The organism is Rhizobium sp. 57MFTsu3.2, assembly GCF_012932765.1.
Lineage (GTDB): Bacteria > Pseudomonadota > Alphaproteobacteria > Rhizobiales > Rhizobiaceae > Rhizobium > Rhizobium altiplani.
The window spans coordinates 165,626-192,292 of sequence record NZ_JDWI01000002.1 but is presented as its reverse complement, the minus strand read 5'-3'; the positions used below and the strand labels follow the sequence as shown (position 1 = coordinate 192,292).

Below are 26,667 nucleotides of genomic sequence, written 5' to 3'. Positions count from 1 at the left end.
ATGATCCGAGATCAGGGCCTCACCTCGAAGATCTGGCGTTTCGCCATTTGGGCGCTAGCCATCCTTTTTGTGCTAAACCTGCTTGCCGTCATCGCAGCCGTCATTGTCAATTCGTTTGCGACGCGCTGGCTTGGCACATGGCTGCCGGCCGGCTGGACGACACGCTGGTACTTCAGTGCCTGGAAGGAATTTCAGCTTTCCAGTGTCGTTCTCGTCACCTTCGAGATCGTTTTCACCGTCGTCATCATTTCTGGAATTCTGGGCGTCACGACCGCCTATGCGCTTGCGAGGCGCAACTTTCCCGGAAAGGGCCTTGTCGTCCTGCTATTCCTGTTGCCGTTGCTGATCCCGCCGCTGACCTACGGTATTCCGCTTGCAACCGTCCTCTATCGGCTCGGCCTCGGCGGCACATTCTGGGGTGTCGTGCTGATCAACATCGTGCCTTCGCTGCCCTTTGTGGTCCTGGTGATGATCCCCTTCATCGAGCAGATAGACCCGCGTATCGAAGCGGCAGCCCGCGTGTTCGGTGCAGGAACGACGAGCCTCTTTCTGCGAATCTTGCTACCGCTGCTCCTGCCGGGAATGCTGGCCGCCTTGCTTCTGGTTCTGGTTCGAACCATCGCGATGTTCGAACTCACCTTCCTGATTGCCGGCCCCACGACCCAAACACTCGTCGTCTCCCTCTACTACGCCGTCTTCGCGTCAGGCGTCCGGGCAGGCCAGTCCATCGATGCGATGGCGGTGGTCTATATGGTCACGACACTGTTCTGGCTTGTCCTCGCGCTGCAGTTCGTCAACCCGACGCAGATCGTCGCGCGGGCAAAACAACAAAGTGCCCACTAGCGGGGTCATGATGGAAATGACCGCCTCTTGAGGAGGAGGCGGTCATCGGGCATGCGCCTAGCAGCGCGCCTCATACCTGCGGCCATACCGGTCACGATAGACACAGTAGCCGCGATGTTCGGTAGAGCGTCCAATCAGGGCACCCGCCACGCCGCCGGCCACGGCACCAATGGCCGCACCTTCCCAGCTATTGCTGACTGCACCGCCGATGATGGCTCCCGAACCGGCGCCGATCGCCGTTCCCTTCTCGGTCGCGGTGCACGAGGCCAACGCGCCCATAAATGCACCAATCAGGATAATTTTTCTCATCTTCCACTCCAACCATAATTGATTTTTGCGTTACGGCTTAGGAACTAAGTCGGACGTCTCAAGGTTCCATCGGACTTAGGTCTGACACTGACATTCGCTGGACGGCAGGACCCCCGGTTTCGCCAACGTGCGGTCGAACATGGGCGTCGAAGACCACTATTCAAGACCTCTCCTGGAAGGCTATACCCGTGCGTCGCCAAACACAAACCGGAGCCGCCATGACCGATACTGTCCTCGATCGTTTCCTCCGCTACGTCGTTATTGACACTCAATCGGATGCGGGCTCACCAACACAGCCGTCGACAGCCAAGCAGAAGGACCTGGGTCGATTGCTCGTGGACGAGTTGCTGGGGATTGGCGTGTCCGATGCTCACCTCGACGAGCATGGCTATGTCTATGCGACCATTCCATCGAATACCGACAAGACAGTCCCGGTCATTTGCTTCTGCTCGCACATGGACACGGCACCAGATTTCACGGGAACGAATGTGAGGCCAAAAGTCCTGCACAACTATGGCGGTGGCGACATTCAGCTCTCCGGCGACCAGAAGCAGGTCATTCGCGTTACTGAGAATCCGGCGCTCAATGACCAGATCGGCAACGATATCGTTACAACCGACGGGACGACGCTGCTCGGTGCCGACGACAAGGCCGGCATCGCCGAAATCATGACGGCGGCGCAAATCCTGATGGACAATCCCGACATCAGGCACGGAACGATCAAGCTGCTTTTCACGCCCGATGAGGAGATCGGTCGCGGCGTTGACAAGGTCGACCTGACCAAGCTTGGTGCGCAGTTTGCCTATACGATGGATGGGGAGACAGCCGGACACATAGAAGACGAAACGTTCTCGGCCGACGGTGTGGAAATTGCCATCGAAGGCGTCGCCATCCATCCAGGCTTTGCCAAGGGAAGGATGGAGAACGCCATCAAGATCGCCGGTGCGATCATAGATCGGTTGCCCAGGAATATCGCACCGGAAACGACCGACGGACGGGAAGGCTTCATCCATCCGACCGGTCTGAGCGGATCGATGGAAAAGGCGGCTATCAGCCTCATTGTCCGGGACTTCGAAGAAAGCGGCCTCGCCGACAAGGAGAAGCGTCTGGAAGCGATCGTGCGGGAGGTGATGGAGGACTATCCCGGCTCGTCTTACACGTTCGCCGTCAAGCAGCAGTATCGCAACATGAAGGTGGTTCTCGATCGCCACCCGCAGATCGTCGAAAACGCCATCGAAGCGATCCGCCATGCCGGAATGTCGCCGGTCCGCGGCAGTATTCGAGGCGGAACGGACGGTTCGCGTCTCTCCTTCATGGGGCTGCCATGTCCGAACATATTTGCAGGCGGACACGCCTTCCACTCACCACGCGAATGGATCAGCAGGCAGGACATGGAAAGGGCCGTCGCCACTCTGGTTGAGCTTGCAAGGGTTTGGGAAGAGCGAGCATAAGTTGCCCGACCGCCCGAACAACGCACGGGATGACAGGCGGAATTGCATCTTGCCGGCCGGCCCTACATCACATGAGCCTGATTGCTCAGGCGAAGGTTTCGCCGTGTTTTCCTCGCTCACCTGATACGTCACGCCCTTCCTGCGCCTGCGCCATGGCCTTGACCAAGGCGACGATTTTTTCGCGCAGCTGCGTATCGGTGATCTTCAGGAACGCGCGGTTAAGTGCGAGCCCCTCCTTCGAATGCAGGAATTCGGCGACGGGGTCAGCCGCGACATTCGTCTCAACCAGGCTCACCGCCTCGGATTCGTTCTGTTGGAAGAAGAAACTCGGCGACGTACTCAGGACCTCGGCAATCCGTTGCAGCCGGCTGGCACCGATCCGGTTCAGACCCTTCTCGTATTTCTGCACCTGCTGGAACGTAACACCGATCTGGTCGGCAAGCCTTTCCTGACTGAGACCTAGGAGTTGCCTGCGCATCCTCACGCGAGAACCGACATAGGTATCGATGGCATTTGGTGTCTTTGCATTCATCATACGCGTTTCCATGACCGGGCCGGCGTGGCGATCATCGCTCGATCTCCGGTATAGCACTCCCATAAATGTGTATTAGGCATGGGCCAAATTCAATTGGTAGTTCTTCCTACTTGGGTAATATCATCTGACAAGAATGTGACTCCAGCCCGAACATGCGGCCAGGGCTCGCTCACAAGTATCGCCAGGCTACGGCCTTCGCTAAGGCCCCGTGTCAACATTGCTCACCGGTGGAAGCGAATTGGCCGGAACTCCCTGTGGACGATCTTCAAAGACCTGTCGGGCTGTATCATGTAGGTTTCATCGACCTGTTGACCCCACTGATCTATGAAGTTGTGGGGGAACGTCGATCCGGGCGGGGATTTCGTCAGCTTGGTGCGTGGCTGACCGCCATAGGTGACACTGCCGGGGATCGGCTCGAGGCCGGGCGATGAAAAATCCTTTGCAGCCGTGCATGCAGCAAGAAGCAATGCTCCAACCAGTACAAGAGCTCTCTTCTTCATGGCATCCTCAACGCTTCGACCCTGTTTTAGAAGCATATATGTGATCAGTTCCGCCGGAACAGGTAGCCCGCCCGTCCGGCGCAAGATTTCAGCGGCGCCTGCCCGCACCGCGTCTTCAAAACCTACAGCAGATCGCGCCTTGCAAGGCTTGCCATCAGGGCCGTAATCCCGAATCGCCAGGGCGGGCACTCGGTCGAAAGCCTCACCGTGTTGACGAGCGAGCCGAGACCCGCCGAGGAGATTTCGACGACGTCGCCAACCTTGTGGGTGAAGCCCTGATTCGGCGCATCGCGATCCTGCGTTGGGGCAAACAGCGTTCCCAGAAACAGCATGAAGCCGTCCGGATACTGATGATGGGCGCCGCAGGTCTGCTTGACGAGGTCAGTCGGGTCGCGGCTGATCTTCGACATCGAGCTCTTGCCGTGCAGGACGAAACCGTCTGTCCCGGTAACCTTGAGGTCGAGTTCTGCGCTGCGCACGTCATCGAGGCCAAAGGTCTCGTCGAACAGTCGGATGAACGGGCCGATCGAGCAGGAAGCATTGTTATCCTTCGCCTTGCCGAGCAGGAGCGCCGAGCGGCCCTCGACGTCGCGCAGATTGACGTCGTTGCCAAGCGTTGCACCCTTGATGTCCCCGCGACTATTCACGGCAAGCACGATCTCGGGTTCGGGATTGTTCCAGGTCGAGATCGGATGCAGACCAACATCGGCCCCCCAGCCGACAGAAGAAAGCACCGGCGACTTCGTGAACACCTCGGCGTCGGGCCCGATGCCGACCTCGAGATATTGTGACCACATGCCTTCCTCGATCAACGCCTGCTTGACCTTGGCAGCTTCCGGCGACCCGGCCTTCAGGTTGTTGAGGCTACCGCCGATGAGCGTGCTGACGCGCTCCCGGATGGCTGCTGCACGATCCGGGTTTCCGGCGGCCTTCTCCTCGATGACCCGCTCGATCATCGACTGGGCAAACGTCACGCCGCAGGCCTTGATAGCCTGAAGGTCAGCCGGAGCAAGCAGATGGACGCGCGACAGGTCGGGCGTGCCGATGCCCGAGGCAGCGATCTCCTCCAGCGTGCCGAGCACAGGGCCTTGTGCACTACGGGCAACTGCTGCGGCGTCGGCCTGCTCCAGAAGTGCGCTCAGCGTCGGCACGGCCTTGGAGGTGATATCGACCACTTGGCCATCCCGAACCGCCACGACGCTCGGCCCTTGGACACCAGGGTTCCAGGCACGACCTACAAACAAGCCACCGGCGGCAGCAGAGTCCAGAAGAGTATAAGACATCGTCATGTTCCGTCACGCGAGCGATGGACGCGCTCAAAATGAAAAACGAACCGGCCGCCCTCCAACCCAGCGGCCGCGAAAATCGATCACAATCGGTGCCTGACGACAAGGTCAAAACCAAGGATTCTCGACCGGAAACACAAATGGACGCGATGCCGGAGACAGCGTCGCGCCCATTGTACTCGATCGGACTGTCTTCGGCGCCACGTGCTCTCGCCCGCGCGCCGACGACTTAGTGGTTGTCGCGCGGAATGCCCTTCGTCTGAGCGATACGCTGATACTTGACGGCAGGCTCGAGCACGGCACCGGTTTCCATCTGACCAACACAGGCACGCTGCATTTCCTGCCAGGGCGTCTGGCTTTCCGGATAGACGTAGCCCCCGGCCGCCTCGAGCACCTTGCGGCGTTCGGCGAGCTCCTCGTCGCTGATGAGGATGTTGGCGCTCCCCTTCTTGAGATCGATACGAACCTGGTCGCCGGTCTTGAGGAGCGCAAGCCCACCGCCTGCTGCCGCTTCTGGCGAAGCGTTGAGGATGGAGGGTGATCCGGACGTCCCGGACTGGCGACCATCGCCGATGCAGGGCAGGGAACTGATGCCCTGCTTCAGGAGGTAGTCCGGAGCGCGCATGTTGACGACTTCGGCCGCACCCGGATAGCCGATCGGGCCGGCGCCGCGCATGAAGAGGACCGTCGAAGCGTCGATTGCCAGTGACGGATCGTCGATGCGGTGATGGTAATCTTCCGGTCCGTCAAAGACGACAGCGCGGCCAACAAAGGCTTCCGGATCATTCGGGTTGGAGAGATAACGCTGACGGAACTCGGGCGAGATCACGCTCGTCTTCATGATTGCCGACGAGAAGAGGTTGCCGCGCAGGACGCGGAACCCGGCGCGCTCCTTAAGCGGACGCTCGAACGGGCGAATCACCTTGTCGTCTTCGATCGTCGCCGTGGTGTAATTCTCGCCAACAGTCTTGCCGTTGACGGTCATTGCGCCGGTGTTGAGAAGGTTATGCTTGATCAGTTCGCCCATGACAGCGGGAACGCCACCGGCGTGATAGTAGTCCTCGCCGAGATATTCGCCAGCCGGCTGCAGGTTGACGAGCAGGGGGATTTCCTCGCCGTAGGTCTGCCAATCGTCGACCGTGAGCTCGACGCCGATGTGGCGGGCAAGTGCGTTGAGATGGATCGGAGCATTGGTGGAGCCGCCGATCGCGGAGTTGACCTTGATCGCGTTGATGAAGGCTTCCTTGGTCAGAATGTCGGAAGGCTTCAGATCTTCCCGAACCATTTCGACGATTCGCAGGCCGGTTTCATAGGAAACTTCCTGACGGTCACGATAGGGGGCCGGAATGGCGGCGCCGCCCGGCAACTGCATGCCGAGTGCTTCGGCAAGCGAGTTCATCGTGGTTGCCGTGCCCATCGTGTTGCAATATCCGGTCGAGGGCGCGGAGGATGCGACGAGCTTGACGAAGCCCTGATAGTCGATTTCGCCACGCGCCATCATTTCGCGTGCCTTCCAGACAATCGTGCCCGAGCCCGTGCGTTCGCCGCGGAACCAGCCGTTCAACATCGGGCCGACCGACAGCGCGATCGCGGGAATGTTGACGGTTGCCGCGGCCATCAGACAGGCCGGCGTCGTCTTGTCGCAGCCGATGGTCAGAACGACACCGTCAAGCGGGTAGCCGTAGAGAACCTCGACGAGACCGAGATAGGAAAGGTTGCGATCGAGGCCCGCCGTCGGGCGCTTGCCGGTTTCCTGGATCGGGTGGACCGGGAACTCGATGGCGATACCGCCAGCGTCACGGATGCCTTCGCGAACGCGCTTGGCGAGTTCGATGTGGTGACGATTGCAGGGCGACAGATCAGAGCCCGTCTGCGCGATACCGATGATCGGGCGACCCGACTGCAGCTCTTCCTGGCTGAGACCGAAGTTCATGTAGCGCTCGAGGTAGAGCGCGGTCATGTCGGGATTTGCGAGATTGTCGAACCAGGCCTTCGAGCGAAGCTGGCGCGATCCGTCCTGCTCTTGAACTGCGTTCTGATTCGGGGAAGGTGTCTTCTCAACCACGATGAATTTCCTTGCTTTGACGCCGTTGTTGTCATGCACTTAGCTGATCGATACAGGAATGTATAATCAGTCTTTCGCATTTTGATATGCAAATTCCTTATATCAAGTGAGGCAAGTATGGGATTGGATGGTTTCAGGCTACGCCACCTGAAGATGCTCGTGGCGCTCAGCGAGCACGGAAAGCTCGGTGTCGTTGCAGAAATGTTCGGCGTCTCGCAGCCGGCACTGTCGAGGACATTGAACGAGTTGGAGCAAATGTCCGGACACCAGCTCTTCGAGAGACACAACCGTGGACTTATCCCCACCCCTCAAGGAGAAGTGATCGTTCGCCACGCCAAGATGTTGATCTCCGAGGCACAGCGCGCCGAATACGAAATGGTGGTCGCAGCAGCCGGGCAGGGCGGCAGCGTCGCGTTCGGAACGATCATGACGCCAGCCGCCGACTATGTCGCGCCCGCGCTCAAACGCATCTTCCAGACCCATCCGACAATCGACATCAGCATCGCTGTAGGAAGCAGCGACGTGCTGCTCGAGGACGTGCTGAGCAGGAGACTCGACTTTGCCGTTTGCCGAATTCCGAGCGGCATGAACCCACTCTGGTTTGATTATCTGCCTGTTGGCCAGGAGACGCTGCGCGTCATCGTGGCGGTGGATCATCCGCTCTCGGCAAAACCTGTCGTCACCGAGGACGACCTCCGGCACCAGAGCTGGGTGCTGCAGCCGCATGGCTCGTTTCTCAGGCAGGTTATTGATGATTTCATCCGGCGCCATGGCATCGTACCGGCCAGCGTCGTTTCGACCTCTGATGCGCTCCTGACCATGCTGTTGATCCTGCAGAGCCAGCGGCTTGGCATCTTCGCCGAGCCTGTTGCCGCGCTCCTCGAGAGGCATGGTCTCGTCAAGGCGCTGCAGATCGAGGGAGACATCTCCGTTCCGGGTTTCGGCCTCATCAAGCTCAAGGAACGTGAACTGTCGGCCTCCGCCGAGCTTGTCTACAATGTGTTTGCCACGACACGAAATCTGTGAGGCCGTGGACTAGGGCGCATACTGCGTGACCATGCGCGCATCGCGACGAAAATCGGAAGGCGACATCCCGGCGATATGGCGGAATGACTTGTTGAAGGCGCTGATCGACCCGAAGCCGCTGTCCATCGCGACCTGCAAGACGTTCGCCTCATCGTTCATCAGCATTGCCTGCGCCCGTGACAGACGCAGCAGATTGACATATTTGCTGAGCGTCATGCCTGTGGTCTTCTTGAACAGGTTCATCGCATATTTCGGATGAAGATCGGCGGCGCGAGCGATATCGACCGAATCGATTTCCTGCAGGAAGTTGACAGCGATGAAGTCGCACATACGCGCCACGCTTCGCGACGATTGCGGGTAGCATTGCTCGATATCGTCGGCATCCGTCGGCCCGAGGGTCGGGATCATGGAATAGGGTTCGAGTGCGATTCGCTCCACCCGCAACAGCATCTCGTCGACGGCGTGCTGAGCCTTGGCGGGATCGCCGGATTTGGTATAGCGCACCCAGCGCGGAAAGTTCTCGAGGTCGGCCGCATCAGTTGCCGAGGTGAACAGGATCTCACCCTTCATCAGTCGGCTGGAGATGTTGATCGGCAGGCGCATACGGAAGAAATAGACCAGTGGCAGGTGGCCGCCGGCATAGATTGCGTCCTCGGAACAATCGTCCATCTGGTGCGGTTGCCCACCCCAAAACAGGCACATATCGCCCGCCTTCATCGAGATTTTCTGGCCGTTCATGCGGTAGTGCACGCTACCCTGCATGATATAATTCACTTCGACCTGCACATGCCAATGAGGCATGAGCATCACTGGTGGATGGTTGTGAAACATCTGAAGGGCCGTCGGCAAACCCTCGATGCTGCTCGCTCCCGGTTGATAGACTGCCCGCCTTACGATCTTACTTTCCGCCAAGTCCATGTTCCCTTTTTAGGAGACAGCGGCTCCCTTGTAGATAGTCTAGCCGCGTTCGCTAAGGGACGGCAATTGAAAAGGGAGGATTTTCAATGCGCTTCAAACTCATCGGTGCGACCGCCGCAGTCGCACTTCTTGCTTCCGGTTCTGCCTTTGCACAGCAGTCGGGCAATCTGACCATCTGGAGCTGGAACATCGCCGCATCGGCGCTGAAGTCCACGCTCGAAGGCTTCAACAAGCAGCATCCTGACATCAAGGTCACGGTCGAGGATCTCGGCAACCAGCAGGTCTTCGACAAGATGCTGGCCGCCTGCGCCGCCGGTGGCGAAGGACTGCCCGACATCGTCAGCGTGGAAAACTTCGAGGCGGAAATCTTCTGGAGCCGCTTCCCTGACTGCTTCGCCAATCTGAAAGAGCTGGGCTACACTCCCGAAATCCAGGCGAAATTCCCGGATTTCAAGCGCACGGAGCTTGAAGTCGGTGATGTCGCTTACGCCATGCCGTGGGATTCCGGTCCGGTCGCCGTTTTCTATCGCCGTGATTTCTATGAAAAGGCCGGCGTTGATCCGTCGACGATCAAGTCCTGGGACGATTTCATTGCGGCTGGCAAGAAGATCTCCGCGGCCAATCCGGGCGTCGTCATGGCGCAAGCCGACTTCAACGGCGACAGCGAATGGTTCCGCATGATTTCCAACGAGCAGGGCTGCGGCTATTTCTCGACGGACGGCCAGACGATTACCATCAATCAGCCGGCCTGCGTTGCGACACTCGAAAAAGTCAAGCAGATGAAGGACGCCGGAACGCTGACGGCGGCCATCTGGGACGAGAAGATCCAGGCCAATACCGCTGGCAAGGTGGCAAGCCAGATGTATGGCGGCTGGTATGAAGGCACCATTCGCTCCGGCTCGCCCGACCTTTCCGGCAAGTGGGGCGTCTACATGATGCCAAGCCTGACGCCCGATGGACCGCATGCTGCGAATCTCGGCGGCTCGTCGCTTGCGATCGCTGCCAATTCCCAGAACAAGGAAGCAGCCTGGACCTACATCAACTACGCACTTGGCACCAATGAGGGCCAGGTGACGATGCTGAAATCCTTCGGCCTCGTCCCGTCGCTGTTGACCGCAGTCCAGGATCCGTTCGTAAACGAACCACAGGCCTACTGGCACGACCAGAAGGTATGGGCCGATATCCTTTCGACCCTGCCGAAGATCGTTCCAAGCCGCGGGACGCCGTTCCAGACGGATGCGGACTCGATCTACAGGGCAGCGCAGACCAAGTACTTCGCCGGCGGCTATCCTGATGCGAAGGCCGCGCTTGACGACGCCGCAAAACAGATCGCGACGGCGACCGGTCTTCCCCTTGCGAAATGAGTAACGGTGCCGGGCGTCGCTTGGCGCCCGGCCTCCATCCTCAGGGATGGCTCGTCTCGTCTGTGAGGAGAATAGAATGCCGATCCGGAACCGGAACGCCTACGCTTTTCTTGCGCCCTATCTCTTGGTATTTGCCACCTTCTGGATATGGCCGATCATCAGTTCGTTTCTGACCTCGTTTCAGAATACCCGTGTCAACCCCTGGAAATTCAGTCCCGGCGTTAACTGGGGTCGTCTCATTGGTGACCCTGCCTTTTACAACGCGCTCTACAACACGCTGATCATCCTGGTCATCCAGGTGCCGGTCATGATCACGATTGCGACCGTCATGGCTGTCCTGCTGAACTCCCCGCTTCTAAAGGCGCGGCCCCTGTTTCGCTTTGCGTTTTTCGCACCCGTCGTCGTCGGCGAAGTGGCCTATTCCGCAGTCTTCCGCCTGATGTTCAGCTTCGATTTCGGGATCATCAACAAGATCATCACCTTGGTTGGCCTTCCGGCGGTCTCCTGGTTCGACAATGCCAACGCCGCCATGGCCTTGATCATCATCGCGGTGACGTGGCGCTGGGCTGGCTATAACGCGATCATCATACTTGCCGGCCTGCAATCCATTCCAGACGACGTCTACGAGGCAGCAACGCTCGATCGCGTCAGCAAGACACAGCAGTTCTTCCACATCACCCTGCCGCTCCTGAAACCGATCATCCTGTTTTGCGTCATCCTGTCGGTCATCGGCACGATGCAGCTCTTTACCGAGCCATTCTTGATCACCAACCGCGGCGGCCCGGGCGGTGGAACCGAAACGCTTGGCCTGCTGCTTTATCGCGAAGGTTTCCGCTCTCTCAATTTCGGATACGCCTCCGCTGTCGCCTACACGATGGCAGCTCTGGCGGTGGCGATTTCGCTGCTCAACCTCTGGATCGGAAGGGAACCCAAATGAGATCGAAGTCTCAATCCCTGCTGCTGCGACAGATCGCTCTTCATGCCGTCCTGACGCCGCTCGCCATCATCTGGCTGTTTCCGCTATGGATGATGTTCGTCTTCTCCACGATGTCGGATTTCGGCATCTTCAGCCCCGAGATTGTTCTCTGGCCGTCGACCAACTTCGTCGAGAACTTTAAAAACCTGCAGGCGGACACCGACTTCCTCCGCGCAATGTTCATCTCCATCGGCGTTGCGGCGATCTATACGTTCCTGTCGGTGCTTCTCACTTCGATGGCCGGCTGGGCGCTGGCGCGCTACCGCTTCGTCGGGCGGTCGATCGTCATTGGCATCATTCTTGGGACCATCACGCTGCCCTTTGCCGTCGTCGTCATCCCGCAGTTCATCATGGTGGCCCGCGAATTCAGGCTGGCGAACACGTGGATCGCGCTGATCGTCCCGCCGCTCTTCAATTCCCTCGGCGTTCTTTTCATGCGTCAGGCGTTTTCGATGATGCCCGGCGAGCTCTTCGATGCCGCACGTGTCGAGGGCGTCAAGGAGTGGCAAATCTTCCTTCGCATCGCCCTGCCACTTGCAAGGCCGACGATGGCCGCGCTGGCCATCATCCTCTTCCTGCACTCCTGGAACAACTATCTCTGGCCGCTCCTCATCAACTCCAAGCCCGGAATGATGACGGCGCCTGTGGCCCTTGGAACGCTGATCGGCCTGACCAAGGTGTCCTGGGGAGGCATCATGGCGGGTGCGATCATGCTGACAGCCCCGATCCTGGTCGTCTTTGTGTTCCTGCAACGCCACTTCATCGCCGGCATCGCGGCCGGCGCAGTCAAATAATCGGGGAACGCCTGATGTCGGAACTTTCGTTGAAAAATGTCGTCAAGCGCTTCGGCGCGCTGGAAATCATCCATGGCGCCAATCTTGAAGTGAAGGACGGCGAATTTGTCGTCTTCGTCGGCCCTTCCGGTTGCGGCAAGTCGACATTGCTTCGCATGATCGCGGGCCTTGAGGATATCACGGGCGGCGAGATCAATATCGGCGGCAAGGTCGTCAATGACGTCGAACCTGCCGAGCGCGGCATCGCCATGGTCTTCCAATCCTACGCCCTCTACCCGCACATGACTGTCGAGGAAAATCTGAGCTTCGGCCTGCGCATGAACGGCAACCCGAAGCAGGATACGGAAAAGCGCGTCAAGCACGCGGCCAACATCCTGCAGATCAACGAGTTGATGCAGCGACGGCCGAAGCAACTGTCCGGCGGCCAGCGCCAGCGCGTCGCCATCGGCCGTGCCATCGTGCGCGAACCGCAGGTCTTCCTGTTCGATGAACCGCTGTCGAACCTGGATGCCGAACTGCGGGTGCAGATGCGTGTCGAGATATCACGACTGCACAAGCAGCTCGGTACGACGATGATCTACGTTACCCACGACCAGACCGAAGCGATGACGCTCGCCGACAAGATCGTCGTCCTGCGGGCCGGCAAGATCGAGCAGGTGGGCGCGCCGCTCGACCTTTATGATGATCCCGCCAACCAGTTCGTTGCCGGTTTCGTCGGTTCGCCGAAAATGAACTTCCTCAAGGCCGAAATCCTGGAACGGAATGCTGCAGGCGTCACCGTTGCGGTCACCGGTGACAAGAATGTTCGTCTGACCATGCCGGTAACAGGCCCGCTCGAGGCTGGTCAGTCGGTAACGCTTGGGTTGCGCCCGGAGCACTTCGTCGACGCGGGGCAGGGCGATGCGGATCTTACCGTTACGATCGATGTCGCTGAACACCTCGGCAACACCAGTTACATCTATGCGACCACGGCGGCAGGCGAACAGCTGATCATCGAGCGTCCCGAATCGCGGGCGGCCGGCAATCGCAACACGCTGACTGTCGGTCTGAGCGCCAACCGCAGCTTCCTGTTCGACAGCGCCGGCAACCGCCTCCGGTGACTGCCACCTCATCCCAAGACCTATTCAATGAAAGAGGAATTCCCATGAGCACAGACCAACCGATCCGTTGGGGCATCATCGGCCCGGGTACGATCGCCCGCACCTTCGCGGACGGTATCGCCCATTCGCGCACCGGAAAGCTCGTTGCCATCGCCACCCGCAATCCGGAAAAGCCGGGGCTTGCCGAAAACTTCCCAGGCGCCCGGATTGTCAAAGGTTATGACGCGCTGCTGACAGATGCAGAGATCGACGCGATCTATATCGCGACCCCTCATACCGGCCATGCTGAATGGGCGATCAAGGCGATCCGGTCAGGCAAGCACGTTCTTGTCGAGAAGCCAATCGCGCTTTCCGCATTCGATGCCGATGCGATCTATCATGAAGCCAAAAAGGCTGGCGTCTTCGCCGGGGAAGCCTTCATGTATCGGGTTCACCCGCAGACCGCCAAGATCGTCGAACTGGTCAAGAGCGGCGTCATTGGCACTGTACGGATCATCCGTTCGAGCTTTGGTTTCAACATGGGCTCGTTCAAACCCGAACATCGTCTCTTTTCCAATGATACCGCAGGTGGCGGCATCCTCGACGTTGGCGGCTATCCGGTCTCCATGGCGCGGTTGATTGCGGGTGCTGCCGAGGGCAAACCGTTCCTCGAACCGGACAAGGTCTCCGGTGTCGGTCATCTCGGTCAGTCGGGTGTCGATGAATGGGCCTCCGCGGTCCTGAAATTTCCGAACGGCGTTATCGCCGAAGTGTCCTGCTCCATCATGGCGCAACAGGACAACACGCTTCGCATCATCGGTTCGGAGGGTCGCATCGAGGTCAAGGACTTCTGGTTTGCCTCCGGTCACAAGGGCGGCGTCGGCCGGATCGAGATCTTCAAGGGCAGCGAGCAGCAGACCGTCGAGGTCAAGGAAGACCGCTGGCTCTATTCCTTCGAAGTAGACGCAGCCGGCGATGCAATCCGCGCCGGCGAAAAGGAATTCCGAGCACCCGGCATGGGCTGGAGCGATTCCATCGGAAACCTGCGCGTTCTCGATCAATGGCGCGCCTCGATCGGCCTGGAATATGGGGTCGAGAAGTCAGACAGGCGGACCACGGACCTTGCAGGCGGTGTCGTTCGGCGCGGCAGCAGTATTCCGCAGCGGCAGATCCCCGGCATTTCCAAGCCTGCTTCGGTCGTCACTCTCGGCTTCGAGTTCTTCCCGAATTTCGCTGCCGCGTCGCTGACCCTCGACGCCTTCTACGAGGCAGGCGGCAACGTCTTCGACACGGCCTTCGTCTATGGCGGCGGCAAGACGGAGGCCATCTTTGGTGACTGGCATACGAGCCGGAAAGTTCCGCGCGACGAGATCGTGCTGATCGGGAAGGGCGTTCATTCCCCACTCTGCTATCCCGATGTGATCGGCAAGCAGCTCGATCAGTCATTGAACCGACTGAAGACCGATTACGTCGACATCTACTTCATGCATCGCGACAACACCGACATTCCGGTCGGCGAGTTTGTCGACGCCATGGACGCGGAGGTCAGGCGCGGTCGGATCCGCGGCATCTTCGGCGGTTCAAACTGGACGCGAGAGCGCATGGACGAAGCTGCAGCATATGCGGCCAAGAACGGCAAGACGGCGCCGGCTGCCCTATCCAACAACTTCTCGCTTGCCGAAATGCTTGATCCGATCTGGGCTGGATGCGTGGCGGCCTCCGACGACGACTGGAAGAAATGGCTGAACGCAAAGCAGATCCCGAACTTCGCCTGGTCGAGCCAGGGCCGCGGCTTCTTTACCGACCGTGCGGGCCGCGGCAAGCACGACGATGAAGAAATCGTCCGTTGCTGGTATTCGGATCGCAATTTCGACCGCCGGGACAAGGCCATCGAGCTGGCAGCCAAGCTCGGCCGCAGCCCGATCCATATCGCGCTCGCCTATGTGATCGCCCAGCCTTTCCCGGTCATTCCCCTGATCGGGCCGCGCACTATCGCCGAACTGGAAGACAGCCTCTCGGCGCTCGACATCAAGCTCACACCAGAACAGGTGAGGTGGCTGGAAGCCTGAGCCGACAGCAACAATCGCCCGGGTCTGCCTAACACCAGTCCCGGGCGCATGACCTGCCGAGACAGCATGGGGAGCACGCAGCGCTGGAGCGGGGCGCCATCGGGGCGTATAGTGGAACGCTTTAGGCCTCCCACGGCCTCACCCTGATTTCCAAAGAAGGGGAGCAAACCATGCTAAGGCTGGCACTGATCACCGCGCCAATGGCGCTCGTGACCTTCACCGCTCTGGCTCAAGAGCCTGTTGTGGGTAACTGGAAGACACAAGTCGGCACCACCGCGACCATCGACGAATGCGCCCAAGGCTACTGCATTACCATGAAAACCGGCAATAATGCGGGAAGGCGCATAGGATCATTTAAAGGCAGCAACGGCAATTTCACCGGCAGCATCGTCGAGCCCGAGAGCAAGAAGACATTCACTGGCGTACTGACCCTGAGCGGCGACACCGTGCGTATGCGCGGCTGCACGATGAAGGTGATCTGCGTCTCGCTTATCTGGACGCGATTGTGATGGTCAATCCGAACTGATACCGGCTCTCGTGAGCCGTCAGTTGTTTCGCCTCACCTCATCGATAACCTGCCGGTATTCCTCCGCGATCGAGATTGCCGCTTTTGCGACCAACGGATTGACCGATTTGCGATCAACAGCATCAGAGCAGGCCTCGAATACGCCGCGCAGCTCGCTCTCGATCCAGAAGAGTTCCGGGTAGTGCTCCACCAAAACCTGCGGGAGAAATTTTGCTTTCTCTCTCAAGGACTTGGAGCAGACCAGAATGTCCGGATCTGCAGTGGTCGCATCGAGAATCGCTGCTTCAAGCTGACCAGTGGCGCTGACGATATCGCTAACCAAAGCCGTCATTTTTCCCTCCTGACAAAGGAACCCCGGAAAAGGTCATGCATACGCCGTGCCAAACTGATGAAGGGCGGCCTTGCGGCTGCAGAAGGACGCCCCTGGCAGCGTTCGATGCCGAAGTGTTGATCTGACGTGCCGTTTCCCCGATCCCGCCGCGAACTAGTTTCTGTCACAACTGGTGGCAGGCTACGTAGGGGTGGATGCAATGAAAACGCTTCGAAAAATGATGTGCCTGGGAATAGTGGTTGCCGTCGCGGGCGTCGCGACGGCGTGTTCGACGAGCTCGGAGGCTCCCAGAACGACGGGGTCGGTCGGGTATGGCGCTCACAATGCCGACTTTGCGCTGCGGCCAGCGTGCAGGGGCGGATTCGGCAACGATCGGCCCTGCAGTTACTGAAGCAGGCGAACCTGGGGCCAAGCGTATCGCGCCGGCAATCCGGCACGATGGCTATTGGCTGGCGGCTGCCTGTGTGATCCCGCCCAGAATGCGGCTTGGCAGAAAAACGATCAGCGATGCAGCGCCTTCGATCACCGATGCGCCGTCGGCAAGCATTGTCTGGCCGGCGGGGGGCTCGTCATCTCTGATAAGACCACGCATCAAAGTATCGTTGTTGACCATGTCCATCAGCGTCGGTGAACTCGCAAAGACGCTGTGTGTGCCGCCATCAACAGCAGAGGCATCGATGACCGCGATCTCTCTTGCCTGAAGGACGGCGAGCTCGGAGCCACTGCCGACGCGCGGACGGCCGCCTGCCAATCGCCGTGAAAACCCGAGCGCGCGATCACGGCGCGAGACAATGATTGTAAACGGTCTCGGTATGTCCCCAATGTCGTCAAGCTGGCTCAGGAACACGTCGACATCAATATCGGGCGCAGCAAGAACCACGCCACCCAGCCGCTTCAATGCACTGGTGCGCCCCCTGAGGGCGAGATCGCGCAGGGCCTCGGTGACGACATAGGCGCCCATGGAATGACCAACCAGGATTATTCTCTTCGCATTGGTTTCGGCTGCGATCTCGATTGTTTCGGCAAGGCCACGCCGGCCAACAAGGGCGCTGTCACGATCAAAGACGTAGAGCGGTATCGACGCGCCTGACGGCCAGGCGTAATGCAAAGAGACCGATTTGACATCGAAGTCGTAGCTGATCTGGGCGTTTCGAAAGACGCTGTCGGCGAAGTTGTTGTTGTAACCGTGGACGAAGATGAAGATCTCACGGTTTTCGGGCGCCTTCTGCGCCAGCGCCGCATTCAGCCGTCGGATGAAGTCCTCTCGCCCGGCAATTGGCTGATAGGTCCTTGCCGAAAAGTGTCTTCTCGGATCGGGGGTCCTGCCACTTTTCTCGACGCGGCCGGCGACATGGTTTTGCGGAATCCCAACGTCGACTTCTGCAAAATTCAATGTTTTCGACCGCTCAGCCGAGTATGGCAGGGAGAGATTATTGGATCGGGCGCGGTTGGTCGCGACATAGATCGGAACGATGGCTCGCGGTTCTGCGCCTGATGATGATGCGACGGGGAGACCAAGGACCGCACGCGGTCCGCCACAACCGACGAGAGCCAACAGGATGACAACAATGACCGACAAACGGATTGAGGACACGGGCTCGACCTAATCTTCTGCCAAGCTTATCAAAAGGGTCAACAACAAAGACAAGCGGTCCGGTCGCTCCTGTGGCAACATGCATGAGCCGAAGCACGTCATTGTTCTAAGCTATCCGCAGCAGTTGCGGTAGATAAATTCCAGTTCTGCGCGAAGTATTCAATTTGCCGTCGAGCTCCGCTATCATCGGCCGGCATCCGGAAACTCTATCACTATTCAAGGGGCGAGCATGCAGGAAGCGGGCGGTGGTCGCATGATCGGTTCGATAGCAACCGGTATTTTGGTGCTCGCTTTGCTTTATGTCGCCCAATCGATCTTTGCGCCCCTGATCTTTTCGCTCTTTGTAATAGCCCTGGTCTGGCCATGCCAGGCCGCCCTGCAGCGCTGGCTTCCCAAGCTCGTCGCCCTCCTGATAACGCTGATCGTCACAATGACCGTTATCATCGCGATCGGGTCTGCGGTAGCGTGGGGGTTTGGCAAGCTCGCGCAATGGCTGTTCGTCAATGCTGACCGTTTCCAGGCGGTCTATGTCGACTGGACAAATTGGCTGGAGGAGCGGGGCCTTGCGGTCGCTGGTCCCTTGGCCGACCGTTTCGATGTTGCCTGGCTCGTTGGTTTCGTGCAGGGAATGGCCGGCCGCTTGAACAGCTTCGCCGGCTTTGCGCTGCTGGTCTTCATCTTCGTCATGCTCGGCCTCCTCGAGGTCGAGGACCTTAACAAACGCCTTGTCTCTCCCGCAGCGCAACCTCACGGAATGCGTATCCTGACTGCCAATCGCGTGATTGGTGCCAAGCTGCGTCGCTTCATGACCGTCCGGACGTTTGCCAGTATCCTGACCGGACTGGTGGTCTGGCTGTTTGCGCTGGGTGCGGGGCTTGAACTTGCGACCGCTTGGGGCGCGATCGCATTCGCGCTCAACTACATCCCCTTCCTCGGACCGTTTGTCGCAACCGCGCTCCCAACGCTGTTTGCCATTGCCCAATTCGAGAAATGGCAATCCGTGGTCTTGATTTTCGCAAGTCTGAACGTGATCCAGTTCATCATCGGGAGCTATCTGGAGCCGCGTCTTACCGGTGCGTCGCTGGCAATATCTCCCTTCGCCGTCATTTTCGCAGTCTTCTTCTGGAGCTTCATGTGGGGCATCTCCGGTGCCTTCATCGGCGTGCCTATTCTGATCGCCTTCATCGTCTATTGCGCAGGCACGCCATCTGGAAAGTGGATCGCGACGCTGCTGTCGGGCGGTGCAAACGCCCACCCAGATCACGGCGTGATGAAGCAGGATCTGTAGCACATCGAGTGCCTTCCAGAGGCTCGCTGAGGTGCAACCAATATCGCGTTCGTCAAGCCTCAGATATGGGTTGCGTGAACCTCACCCCGCGATTGACCAGCTCCGATGATGTGCTTTCGGTTTTGAACCAGCGGCAAGACGGAGTTTTCTGGCGCGTCGCAGCGACGCAGAGCGCGTCGGTGACGGAACCGGTGGCTCCCCGGCCAGTGGTTCTCTTGAGCATCGTTCGCCCTACGCGGGTTGGGCCCGGGTTTTCTGCCACCATGACAATAATCTTGTGAAAGATCCGAGACTAGGGCACAATTTATAAATGCACCTGAGGTGCGCAACTATCTCAAATCCGGCCATCTCGCGCTGGGTGACAGTTTGCGTGGGAGGGTCGCGTCGATGGGTCAGGGGTTTTTTCTTCTGTTCGCGACGGTGTGCGTGATTGCGGCCCTCATTGTGGTCGTGGCGCGCAATCCCGTTCATAGCGCATTGGCGTTGATGGCCTGCTTCCTGCAGATCTCGGCAATCTTCATCCTGCTTGACGCACCGTTGCCCGCCGTCATCCAGATATTCGTCTATGTCGGCGCGATCATGGTCCTCTTCCTGTTCGTGATCATGATGATCGATGTACGCGAAGCCGTGTTGCAGCGGTTCTTGCCGGGCCCCAACCTGCCCGCTCTTGTGCTCCTGGTCCTGCTTGGGATCGAGATGATTGCGTTGGTGTTCTGGAGCAGCCGCTTTTCGGTTGCGTTGCCCCCCGCAATATCAAGCGGCGACACGGTCAGGCAACTTAGCACAGCACTTTTCGCCGACTACCTGCTGCCGTTTGAAACAGCCTCCGTCATCCTGCTGGCCGCCCTGGTCGGCGCCATCGTGCTGGCGAGAAAGGACGAGCGATAATGGTTCCGCTCTCCTGGTTCATCCTGCTCGGAGTGGTCGTCTTCGTGATTGGGGCGGCCGGCGTCTTGCTGAGACGCAACATCCTGGTCGTGCTGATGTCGCTGGAGCTGCTGCTCAACTCGGTCAACATCAACTTCATCGCATTTGGGCGCCAGCATGGCGATTTCCGCGGCCAGGTTTTCGCGATCTTCGTCATCGCGATCACCGCGGCGGAAGTTGCAGTCGCCCTTGGCATCCTGGTCGCCTTTGTGAGGAACAAATCCACTCTCAAGGTCGACGATGTGACGATGATGAAAGGATAGCGGTTTGGACCCGGTGACATCGATCCGGCCGCTGCTTGCCATCGCCATACCAGGTCTGGCGGCCCTTGCGATTCTCCTTTTGAACAACCGCGAGAAATTCCGCGACGCCGTCTCGCCGATCGCGGCGGTCGCCATGTTTACGATTGTCGCCTCGATGGCGCCAACAGTGCTTTCCGGCGGGACAATCGACTTGCGCCTGTTCGAGATCCTGCCGGGGATTGACTTTGCCTTCCGGGTCGACGCGCTCGGCATGGTGTTTGCCACCGTCTCATCGCTGTTATGGATCGCGGCGGCGATCTATTCCATCGGCTACATGCGACATTTGAAGGAGCACGCGCAGACCCGGTTCTTCGCCTGCTTCGCCAGCAGCCTTGCGGCCGCCGCCGGCGGCGCCTTCGCGGCCAATCTGTTCACACTGGTGATCTTCTACGAGGTGCTCAGCCTCGTTACCTACCCGCTCGTCTATCACCACGAGGACGAAGCGGCATGGACGGGCAGCCGCAAATACCTCGTCTATCTGATGGGCGCCTCGAAGAGCGCACTTCTGGCCGCTCTGGCGCTGACCTACTCGATTGCGGGATCGCTCGACTTTGTGGCGGGTGGTCTGCTGGCGGGGGATAATGCTACTGCAGCGCTGCTGACGGTGGTCTACTTCTGCTATCTCTTCGGCTTCGCCAAGGCTGCGGTGATGCCGATGCACGCCTGGTTGCCAGCCGCGATGGTGGCGCCGACACCTGTCAGCGCGCTCCTGCATGCCGTGGCCGTCGTCAAGATGGGCGTCTTTTGCGTATTGCGGGTGGTTTTTCACGTCTTCGGCACCGGGCTGATGGGCAGTCTGCATCTCGGCATCGCCACAGCGTATCTGGTCTCGTTCACGATCCTGATGGCGTCTGTCTACGCGCTCACGCGGGACGACCTGAAGGCGAGGCTCGCCTATTCGACGGTCAGCCAGCTCTCCTATATCGTGCTGGGCGCGGTTCTGCTGTCGCCGGTCGCCATGGTCGGCGGCATCATCCACATTGCGGCGCACGCCTTCTCCAAGATCACCCTGTTTTTCTGCGCCGGGTCGATCTATTGCGCGTCGGGGAAGCGCAACATCAGCGACATGGCCGGGATCGGCCGCCGGCTGCCCTGGACGATGGGAGCGTTCTTCGTCGGGTCGCTGAGCATGATCGGGGTGCCCCCGACCGCGGGTTTCGTCAGCAAATGGTATCTGACGCTGGGCTCTATGCAGGCGGGGGATGTTGCCTTCCTGATCGTGCTTTTGGTGAGTTCGGTTCTGAACGCCGCCTATTTCCTGCCAGTGACCTATCTCGCCTTCTTCAGGACGGAGGCGGAGGGGAGCCCGGAAACGGTCCGGGAAATTCCGATGATGACGATCCCGTTGGTCGCAACCGCGATCCTGTCTGTCTCGATGGGCGTCTTTCCCAACTATTTCCTCGCTCTGGCGGAAGGAGTTGTCAGATGATCAAGCGCGTGATCGATTTCTTTGGCGAGGAGAGATATGCCAGCCAGCGACGCCGGCTGTTCTACATTGCGCTTGTTCTGATCGTCATCGCGGACTTTCTGGTCCCGCGCGAACACGCAGAATACCTCTGGGACCGCCTGCCGGGCTGGTCGGCCGTCTACGGATTCGTATCCTGTGTACTGCTGATCTTCGTTTCCAAGTTCCTCGGCCATCAGGGGGGGCTCATGCGGCGCGAGGACTATTATGATTGACTTCGCCCATCCCGCCCTGCTGTTCGTTCTTGGTGCCGCGCCGATCCCTTTCCTTAAGGATCCGATCCGCAGGATCTATCTGGTGCTGGTCCCGCTGCTGGGCCTGCTTGCAGTGGTCACAATGCAGCCGGGCAGCTATGGGGCGACGCAGTTCCTGGGGCAGGACATCCTGATTGCCAGGGTCGACAAGCTCAGCATCGTCTTCGCCACCGTTTTTGCGATCATGGCTCTGATCGGAACGGTCTACGCCCTGCACCTGTCTCACCCCGGCCAGCACGTCGCGGCGTTCGTCTACGTCGGAAGCTCGCTTGGCGTGGTGTTTGCCGGCGACTACCTGACCCTCTACCTGTTCTGGGAAATCATGGCGTTTGCCTCGGCCTATCTGGTCTTCGCACAGGGCGGTCAGCAAGCCATCGGCGCCGGTTTCCGGTACCTCATGGTCCATGTCACGGGGGGCGTCGTCCTGCTTGGCGGTATCATTCTCCATGGACATTCAACAGGATCGCTCCTCTTCGGACCGATCGGGGAAATGAGCACCGGGACTTACCTGATCCTTGCAGGGTTTCTGCTCAACGCTGCCGTACCGCCGCTCAACGCCTGGCTGACAGACGCCTATCCCGAGGCGACCGTGACGGGAGCGGTGTTCATGAGCGCCTTCACCACGAAGACCGCGGTCTATGTGCTCGCCCGTGCCTTTCCAGGAACCGAGCTTCTTGTCTGGCTTGGCACCGCGATGGCGCTTTACGGCGTCGTCTATGCGGTCCTGGAAAACGACTGCCGGCGCCTGCTGGCCTATCACATCGTCAGTCAAGTGGGCTACATGGTAGCCGGCATCGGCATCGGAACCGAGATGGCGGTTAACGGGGCCACAAGTCATGCCTTCGCGCACATCCTCTACAAGTCCCTACTGTTCATGGGCGCCGGGGCGGTGATCTATGTTACGGGCAGGCGCAAGCTGACCGAACTCGGCGGGCTCTACAAGAGCATGCCGGTAACCGTTGCACTCTACATGATCGGTGCTTTCGCGATCTCGGCATTTCCATTCTTCTCGGGCTTCGTGACCAAGTCGATGGTGATTGCCGCTGCAGGCGAGGATCATCGGGCGCTCGTGGTGCTGGCCCTGACCATGGCGTCCTCCGGCACTTTCCTGCACACCGGGCTCAAGCTTCCCTATTACATGTTTTTCGGTACGGACCGGAAGCTTCAGGCGCGGGAACCGCCAGCAAACATGCTGGTCGCGATGGCCATGGCGGCGGTGCTCTGCATCGCGATCGGGGTTTTTCCGCAGCCGCTCTATGCGCTCCTGCCATATCCGGTCGACTTCGAACCCTATACGGGCTCCCATGTCACCGAGAGCCTCGGCATACTGATGTTTACCGCCCTTGGTTTTATACTGTTCCTCAGGGCGCTCGACCCCGAGAATACGATCAGCCTCGACACCGACTGGTTCTATCGCAAGGGCGCGCGGGCATTCATGTGGTTCGCCGAAAAGCCGCTCGCGCGCTACGAGCAGGCGGTGAGCAACGCATCGGAGACAGCAGCGCTGCCCCTCCTCAATCGAGCGGCACGGGCAGGACTGCGGATCGATGTCGTCGCCGTGGACGGTGTCGTGAACGGCGTCGCCCACTCGATCCTGCGCGGTGGCGGGGCGCTGCGGCGGCTCCAGACGGGCGTCGTGACCCATTACGCACTGGCGATGATTGTCGGTGTGATCGCAGCCACCGTCATTCTCGCCGTGGCGTGGCGGTAGGGGGCGTTCATGGGGTTGCCGCTGCTCAGCCTCATCGTATTCACGCCCGCCATCGGGGCAGGGCTGCTGATGCTTCTGCGCAGCGAAGATGCCATCAGATGGACAGCACTGGGCATCGCCATCCTTGATCTCGTCCTCTGCATCATCATGCTTGCGAGTTTTGACACTACGACGCACGCGATGCAGTTCACCGAAAGACACCTCTGGGTGCCCGCGCTTGGGATCAGCTATGCGCTGGGCGTGGACGGGATCAGCGCGCTTTTCGTATTCCTGAGCGCGCTCCTTGGCGCGATCTGCGTGCTCGCCTCATGGGTCGCGATTGACCGGAGGGTGAAAGCCTTCATGGTCAGCCTGCTAGCCATGCAGGCGCTGATGCTCGGAGTGTTCTGCGCCCTCGACCTGTTCCTGTTCTATGTCTTTTGGGAAGCGATGCTGATCCCGATGTACCTCATCATCGGCGTCTGGGGTGGCGAGGGCCGGGTCTATGCGGCATTCAAGTTCTTCCTCTACACCTTGGCCGGCAGCGTCCTCTTCCTGATCGGCGTCATCGTGCTCTATTTCAATGGCGGCGAGACCTTCGACATCCTCGCGCTGACAGCGCAGGATTTGCCGTTCCGGATCCAGTCGTGGCTGTTCTTCGCCTTCCTGGTCGCCTTTGCAGTCAAGGTACCCATGGTTCCGCTCCACACCTGGCTGCCGGACGCCCATGTCCAGGCCCCGACGGCAGGCAGCATCATCCTTGCCGGCGTGCTCCTGAAGATGGGCGCCTACGGTTTCCTCAGGTTCTCTCTGCCGATGCTACCGGAAGCGTCGGCCTACTATTCCACGCTGATGCTGGCGCTTTCGGCCCTTGCGATCGTCTACGGCGGGCTGCTTGCGCTGGCGCAGGATGATCTCAAGAAACTGGTCGCCTATTCAAGCATCAGCCACATGGGCTTCGTGACACTGGGGATCTTTACGCTGAACCTGCGCGGGCTCGAGGGCGCCATCCTCCAGATGTTCAATCACGGCGTAACGACGGGCGCGCTGTTCCTGTTCGTCGGCCTGATCTACGAACGGACACATACGCGCAGCATCGCGGATTATGGCGGGTTGATGAAGGCAGCGCCTGTCTATACCGCGTTTTTCCTGCTGTTCACGCTGTCGTCGATGGCGCTCCCGGGAACGAATTCCTTCGTGGGCGAACTGCTCGTGCTGTCAGGTGGCTTTGCGGCCAACCTTGTTGTCGGTGCGGCCGCCGTCTTCGGCGCCTTGCTGGGCGCGGCCTACCTGCTCGGCATGTATGGGAAAGTTGCGCTTGGTCCGGCAAACGTCGGTGCGAAGTTCAAGATACGCGATGTCAACGCCCGCGAGATGGCGGCGATCCTGCCGCTGGCGCTCTTCGTGCTCTGGGTCGGCTTTTATCCAAAGCCCTTTCTCGGCATCATCGACGCCTCGGTGAAGCAGCTCATGCTACATGTGCACGGTGAGGGGAGTGTCCAATGACTGCTGCCGCGCTCTTGCAGTCGATTGTAGCAAGCCTGCCCGAAATCGTGGTCGTCACCGGGGCCTGCATCCTCCTCATCCTCGGACAGCTTGTCCGGAAAGGGCAGGAGCAATTCCTTCTTTCGGCGTCCGTCGCGGTGGTACTGACAGCCGCTGTCCTGACGATCATGCTCGCCGGCGAGGTGCGCCCCGCTTACACGGGCATGTTCATCGCCGACCGTTTTTCGGTCTTTTTCAAGATGGTCTTTTATCTGGCCACCGTTCTGACACTCCTCCTTTCCAGAAAATATGCGGAGATCGAAGGCATCGCGAACAGCGAATATCATGTCCTGTTGCTCCTTGCGCTTTCAGGAATGATGATCATGGCCTCGGCGATCGATCTCCTGTCGATCTATGTTGGCCTCGAACTGATGGCGCTTTGCACCTATGTTCTGACCGGCTTCCTGCGCAAAGAACGGCGGTCAAACGAAGCAGCGCTGAAATATGTGATCCTTGGCTCGGCCTCGACCGGGATTTTCCTTTATGGCGTCTCGCTGGTCTACGGGCTGACCGGCACGACGCAACTGGATGGGGTCGCTGCGGCTGTGACCGGTGCCCGGCCCGATCCCGGATTGTTGCTTGCTGTCGTCTTCATTGTCGCGGGGCTGGTCTTCAAGGTCGGCGCGGTTCCGTTCCACATGTGGTTGCCGGACGCCTATGAAGGGGCGCCGACAACCATCACCGCCTTCATGTCTGTCGGACCAAAAGCGGCGGGTTTTGCGGTGATCCTGCGTGTGTTTCTCAACCCGCTGGTCGCAGCCTCAAATGCCTGGATCATCGTCGCTGTCATCGCGGTCGCGACGATGGCGCTCGGCAGTTTCTCAGCGCTGGTGCAGGATAATTTCAAGCGCCTGCTCGCCTATTCCAGCATTGCCCATGCCGGCTTCGCCCTATTCGGCGTGGTTGCCGGCGGCGCAGATGGGATCGCCAGCGTGATGCTCTACCTGCTGATCTACTCGTTCATGAATCTCGGCATTTTCGGCACTATCATCATGATGCGCAACGGCGATTTCTCGGGCGAGACTATCGATGACTATGCCGGTCTTTCCAGGTCGCATCCCGGGCTGGCGCTTTTGATGCTACTCTATCTGTTCTCACTGGCGGGCATTCCACCGACGGCCGGATTCTTCGCCAAGTTCTACGTGCTTGTCGCGCTGGTCGAGCAAGGCTTCGTCATACTGGCGGTGAGCGCAGTACTGCTCAGTGTTGTGGCGGCCTATTTCTATATCCGCATCGCCATGCTGATCTACATGCGCGAACCCAAAAGGGCGTTTTCCCCCGCACTGTCTCCCTTGTTGCGCGCCACGCTTGCCTTTACCGCCGCCGGCACCATAGGAATTGGCCTGTTTCCGGCATGGTTTCTGAGGCTTGCCCAGCACTCGGTATTTGGCGGCTGATCTATTGAATTTGCAATGATCCACCCGACGGAATACACTGACAATTCTAGAAAGGATTGCCAAAGTCGCTTCCTTTGCGACCGCATCTCCGGTTCCGAACTGGCGCCGGCGGCGGCCTGAAAAGAACCCTCGG

At 59.4% G+C, this 26,667-nt stretch carries 25 protein-coding genes; 17 read left to right on the top strand and 8 right to left on the bottom strand.

Features of this window, described 5'->3' with window-relative positions; all coding sequences use genetic code 11:
- Entirely contained in the window at window positions 1–843 is an 843-nt protein-coding gene (locus tag AF71_RS03435) for an ABC transporter permease subunit (RefSeq protein ID WP_018855527.1), read from the top strand.
- Window positions 844–900: 57 nt separating this feature from the next.
- Here the strand turns inward: AF71_RS03435 and AF71_RS03430 are convergent, their stop codons facing one another.
- Window positions 901–1,152, bottom strand: a complete 252-nt coding sequence (locus tag AF71_RS03430) for a YMGG-like glycine zipper-containing protein (protein WP_169679932.1) — start codon at window positions 1,150–1,152, stop codon at window positions 901–903.
- Window positions 1,153–1,370: 218 nt separating this feature from the next.
- On the opposite strand from AF71_RS03430, the gene pepT reads away from it, so the two are divergent.
- Complete coding sequence (pepT, locus tag AF71_RS03425; protein ID WP_169679930.1) at window positions 1,371–2,603, top strand: peptidase T; 1,233 nt, start codon at window positions 1,371–1,373, stop codon at window positions 2,601–2,603.
- 85 nt (window positions 2,604–2,688) lie between these two features.
- On the opposite strand, the gene AF71_RS03420 is transcribed toward pepT, so the two are convergent.
- From AF71_RS03420 to AF71_RS03405, 4 genes are all read right to left on the bottom strand, one after another.
- Window positions 2,689–3,135: a helix-turn-helix transcriptional regulator gene (locus AF71_RS03420; RefSeq protein WP_169680136.1), complete on the bottom strand. Its 447-nt coding sequence runs from the start codon at window positions 3,133–3,135 to the stop codon at window positions 2,689–2,691.
- Between the two features lie 224 nt (window positions 3,136–3,359).
- Window positions 3,360–3,638, bottom strand: coding sequence for a hypothetical protein (locus AF71_RS03415; RefSeq protein ID WP_169679929.1), 279 nt, complete (start codon window positions 3,636–3,638; stop codon window positions 3,360–3,362).
- Between the two features lie 122 nt (window positions 3,639–3,760).
- The gene (locus tag AF71_RS03410; protein ID WP_169679928.1) at window positions 3,761–4,921 is read right to left on the bottom strand and encodes a fumarylacetoacetate hydrolase family protein; all 1,161 of its coding nucleotides are present in this window, start codon (window positions 4,919–4,921) and stop codon (window positions 3,761–3,763) included.
- Between the two features lie 232 nt (window positions 4,922–5,153).
- Window positions 5,154–6,989: an IlvD/Edd family dehydratase gene (locus tag AF71_RS03405; protein WP_169679927.1), complete on the bottom strand. Its 1,836-nt coding sequence runs from the start codon at window positions 6,987–6,989 to the stop codon at window positions 5,154–5,156.
- Window positions 6,990–7,106: 117 nt separating this feature from the next.
- Between AF71_RS03405 and AF71_RS03400 the strand changes: the two genes are divergently transcribed.
- The gene (locus tag AF71_RS03400) at window positions 7,107–8,015 is read left to right on the top strand and encodes a LysR family transcriptional regulator (protein WP_025658411.1); all 909 of its coding nucleotides are present in this window, start codon (window positions 7,107–7,109) and stop codon (window positions 8,013–8,015) included.
- A gap of 9 nt (window positions 8,016–8,024) precedes the next feature.
- On the opposite strand, the gene AF71_RS03395 is transcribed toward AF71_RS03400, so the two are convergent.
- Window positions 8,025–8,933, bottom strand: coding sequence for a helix-turn-helix domain-containing protein (locus AF71_RS03395; protein ID WP_018855535.1), 909 nt, complete (start codon window positions 8,931–8,933; stop codon window positions 8,025–8,027).
- 86 nt (window positions 8,934–9,019) lie between these two features.
- Between AF71_RS03395 and AF71_RS03390 the strand changes: the two genes are divergently transcribed.
- From AF71_RS03390 to AF71_RS03365, 6 genes are all read left to right on the top strand, one after another.
- On the top strand, window positions 9,020–10,297 hold the full coding sequence (locus AF71_RS03390; RefSeq protein ID WP_018855536.1) for an ABC transporter substrate-binding protein: 1,278 nt from the start codon (window positions 9,020–9,022) through the stop codon (window positions 10,295–10,297).
- 76 nt (window positions 10,298–10,373) lie between these two features.
- A complete protein-coding gene (locus AF71_RS03385; RefSeq protein ID WP_025658413.1) occupies window positions 10,374–11,234 on the top strand; it encodes a sugar ABC transporter permease in 861 nt (286 codons plus the stop codon).
- Window positions 11,231–12,067 carry a carbohydrate ABC transporter permease gene (locus AF71_RS03380; protein ID WP_062369415.1) on the top strand — a complete coding sequence of 279 codons (837 nt, stop codon included), beginning with the start codon at window positions 11,231–11,233 and terminating at the stop codon, window positions 12,065–12,067. Before AF71_RS03385 ends, AF71_RS03380 begins: the two co-directional genes overlap by 4 nt.
- 14 nt (window positions 12,068–12,081) lie before the next feature.
- Complete coding sequence (gene ugpC / locus AF71_RS03375; RefSeq protein WP_169679925.1) at window positions 12,082–13,167, top strand: sn-glycerol-3-phosphate ABC transporter ATP-binding protein UgpC; 1,086 nt, start codon at window positions 12,082–12,084, stop codon at window positions 13,165–13,167.
- A gap of 44 nt (window positions 13,168–13,211) precedes the next feature.
- Window positions 13,212–15,215 carry an aldo/keto reductase gene (locus AF71_RS03370; RefSeq protein ID WP_169679923.1) on the top strand — a complete coding sequence of 668 codons (2,004 nt, stop codon included), beginning with the start codon at window positions 13,212–13,214 and terminating at the stop codon, window positions 15,213–15,215.
- A 170-nt stretch (window positions 15,216–15,385) separates the two neighbouring features.
- Window positions 15,386–15,724: a DUF2147 domain-containing protein gene (locus AF71_RS03365; protein ID WP_062369409.1), complete on the top strand. Its 339-nt coding sequence runs from the start codon at window positions 15,386–15,388 to the stop codon at window positions 15,722–15,724.
- Window positions 15,725–15,760: 36 nt separating this feature from the next.
- Here the strand turns inward: AF71_RS03365 and AF71_RS03360 are convergent, their stop codons facing one another.
- Window positions 15,761–16,072, bottom strand: coding sequence for a hypothetical protein (locus tag AF71_RS03360; protein WP_169679922.1), 312 nt, complete (start codon window positions 16,070–16,072; stop codon window positions 15,761–15,763).
- A 442-nt stretch (window positions 16,073–16,514) separates the two neighbouring features.
- Complete coding sequence (locus AF71_RS03355) at window positions 16,515–17,666, bottom strand: alpha/beta fold hydrolase (protein ID WP_348644105.1); 1,152 nt, start codon at window positions 17,664–17,666, stop codon at window positions 16,515–16,517.
- Window positions 17,667–17,895: 229 nt separating this feature from the next.
- Between AF71_RS03355 and AF71_RS03350 the strand changes: the two genes are divergently transcribed.
- The 8 genes from AF71_RS03350 (at window position 17,896) to AF71_RS03315 (ending at window position 26,534) form a co-directional block, all read left to right on the top strand.
- Complete coding sequence (locus tag AF71_RS03350) at window positions 17,896–18,954, top strand: AI-2E family transporter (RefSeq protein WP_169679920.1); 1,059 nt, start codon at window positions 17,896–17,898, stop codon at window positions 18,952–18,954.
- 387 nt (window positions 18,955–19,341) lie between these two features.
- On the top strand, window positions 19,342–19,842 hold the full coding sequence (locus AF71_RS03345; RefSeq protein WP_169679918.1) for an NADH-quinone oxidoreductase subunit J: 501 nt from the start codon (window positions 19,342–19,344) through the stop codon (window positions 19,840–19,842).
- The gene (nuoK, locus tag AF71_RS03340; RefSeq protein WP_018855546.1) at window positions 19,842–20,144 is read left to right on the top strand and encodes an NADH-quinone oxidoreductase subunit NuoK; all 303 of its coding nucleotides are present in this window, start codon (window positions 19,842–19,844) and stop codon (window positions 20,142–20,144) included. Before AF71_RS03345 ends, nuoK begins: the two co-directional genes overlap by 1 nt.
- A gap of 4 nt (window positions 20,145–20,148) precedes the next feature.
- A complete protein-coding gene (locus AF71_RS03335; protein WP_169679916.1) occupies window positions 20,149–21,612 on the top strand; it encodes a monovalent cation/H+ antiporter subunit D family protein in 1,464 nt (487 codons plus the stop codon).
- Window positions 21,609–21,863 (top strand): hypothetical protein, encoded by a 255-nt coding sequence (locus AF71_RS03330; protein WP_169679914.1) that lies wholly within the window; start codon window positions 21,609–21,611, stop codon window positions 21,861–21,863. The genes AF71_RS03335 and AF71_RS03330 overlap by 4 nt, the downstream gene beginning before the upstream one ends.
- Window positions 21,856–23,613: a Na(+)/H(+) antiporter subunit D gene (locus tag AF71_RS03325; RefSeq protein ID WP_169679912.1), complete on the top strand. Its 1,758-nt coding sequence runs from the start codon at window positions 21,856–21,858 to the stop codon at window positions 23,611–23,613. Before AF71_RS03330 ends, AF71_RS03325 begins: the two co-directional genes overlap by 8 nt.
- Window positions 23,614–23,622: 9 nt before the next feature.
- Window positions 23,623–25,098, top strand: coding sequence for an NADH-quinone oxidoreductase subunit M (locus AF71_RS03320; protein WP_169679910.1), 1,476 nt, complete (start codon window positions 23,623–23,625; stop codon window positions 25,096–25,098).
- Window positions 25,095–26,534 carry an NADH-quinone oxidoreductase subunit N gene (locus tag AF71_RS03315; RefSeq protein WP_169679908.1) on the top strand — a complete coding sequence of 480 codons (1,440 nt, stop codon included), beginning with the start codon at window positions 25,095–25,097 and terminating at the stop codon, window positions 26,532–26,534. The genes AF71_RS03320 and AF71_RS03315 overlap by 4 nt, the downstream gene beginning before the upstream one ends.
- Window positions 26,535–26,667: the final 133 nt, after the last annotated feature.

Excerpts from the sequence above, each read along its gene's own strand:
- AF71_RS03435 (WP_018855527.1), top strand. The coding sequence starts at position 1 with ATGATCCGAGATCAGGGCCTCACCTCGAAGATCTGGCGTTTCGCCATT.
- AF71_RS03430 (WP_169679932.1), bottom strand. The coding sequence starts at position 1,152 with ATGAGAAAAATTATCCTGATTGGTGCATTTATGGGCGCGTTGGCCTCG.
- pepT (WP_169679930.1), top strand. The coding sequence starts at position 1,371 with ATGACCGATACTGTCCTCGATCGTTTCCTCCGCTACGTCGTTATTGAC.
- AF71_RS03420 (WP_169680136.1), bottom strand. The coding sequence starts at position 3,135 with ATGAATGCAAAGACACCAAATGCCATCGATACCTATGTCGGTTCTCGC.
- AF71_RS03415 (WP_169679929.1), bottom strand. The coding sequence starts at position 3,638 with ATGAAGAAGAGAGCTCTTGTACTGGTTGGAGCATTGCTTCTTGCTGCA.
- AF71_RS03410 (WP_169679928.1), bottom strand. The coding sequence starts at position 4,921 with ATGTCTTATACTCTTCTGGACTCTGCTGCCGCCGGTGGCTTGTTTGTA.
- AF71_RS03400 (WP_025658411.1), top strand. The coding sequence starts at position 7,107 with ATGGGATTGGATGGTTTCAGGCTACGCCACCTGAAGATGCTCGTGGCG.
- AF71_RS03395 (WP_018855535.1), bottom strand. The coding sequence starts at position 8,933 with ATGGACTTGGCGGAAAGTAAGATCGTAAGGCGGGCAGTCTATCAACCG.
- AF71_RS03390 (WP_018855536.1), top strand. The coding sequence starts at position 9,020 with ATGCGCTTCAAACTCATCGGTGCGACCGCCGCAGTCGCACTTCTTGCT.
- AF71_RS03385 (WP_025658413.1), top strand. The coding sequence starts at position 10,374 with ATGCCGATCCGGAACCGGAACGCCTACGCTTTTCTTGCGCCCTATCTC.
- AF71_RS03380 (WP_062369415.1), top strand. The coding sequence starts at position 11,231 with ATGAGATCGAAGTCTCAATCCCTGCTGCTGCGACAGATCGCTCTTCAT.
- ugpC (WP_169679925.1), top strand. The coding sequence starts at position 12,082 with ATGTCGGAACTTTCGTTGAAAAATGTCGTCAAGCGCTTCGGCGCGCTG.
- AF71_RS03370 (WP_169679923.1), top strand. The coding sequence starts at position 13,212 with ATGAGCACAGACCAACCGATCCGTTGGGGCATCATCGGCCCGGGTACG.
- AF71_RS03365 (WP_062369409.1), top strand. The coding sequence starts at position 15,386 with ATGCTAAGGCTGGCACTGATCACCGCGCCAATGGCGCTCGTGACCTTC.
- AF71_RS03360 (WP_169679922.1), bottom strand. The coding sequence starts at position 16,072 with ATGACGGCTTTGGTTAGCGATATCGTCAGCGCCACTGGTCAGCTTGAA.
- AF71_RS03350 (WP_169679920.1), top strand. The coding sequence starts at position 17,896 with ATGCAGGAAGCGGGCGGTGGTCGCATGATCGGTTCGATAGCAACCGGT.
- AF71_RS03345 (WP_169679918.1), top strand. The coding sequence starts at position 19,342 with ATGGGTCAGGGGTTTTTTCTTCTGTTCGCGACGGTGTGCGTGATTGCG.
- nuoK (WP_018855546.1), top strand. The coding sequence starts at position 19,842 with ATGGTTCCGCTCTCCTGGTTCATCCTGCTCGGAGTGGTCGTCTTCGTG.
- AF71_RS03330 (WP_169679914.1), top strand. The coding sequence starts at position 21,609 with ATGATCAAGCGCGTGATCGATTTCTTTGGCGAGGAGAGATATGCCAGC.
- AF71_RS03325 (WP_169679912.1), top strand. The coding sequence starts at position 21,856 with ATGATTGACTTCGCCCATCCCGCCCTGCTGTTCGTTCTTGGTGCCGCG.
- AF71_RS03320 (WP_169679910.1), top strand. The coding sequence starts at position 23,623 with ATGGGGTTGCCGCTGCTCAGCCTCATCGTATTCACGCCCGCCATCGGG.
- AF71_RS03315 (WP_169679908.1), top strand. The coding sequence starts at position 25,095 with ATGACTGCTGCCGCGCTCTTGCAGTCGATTGTAGCAAGCCTGCCCGAA.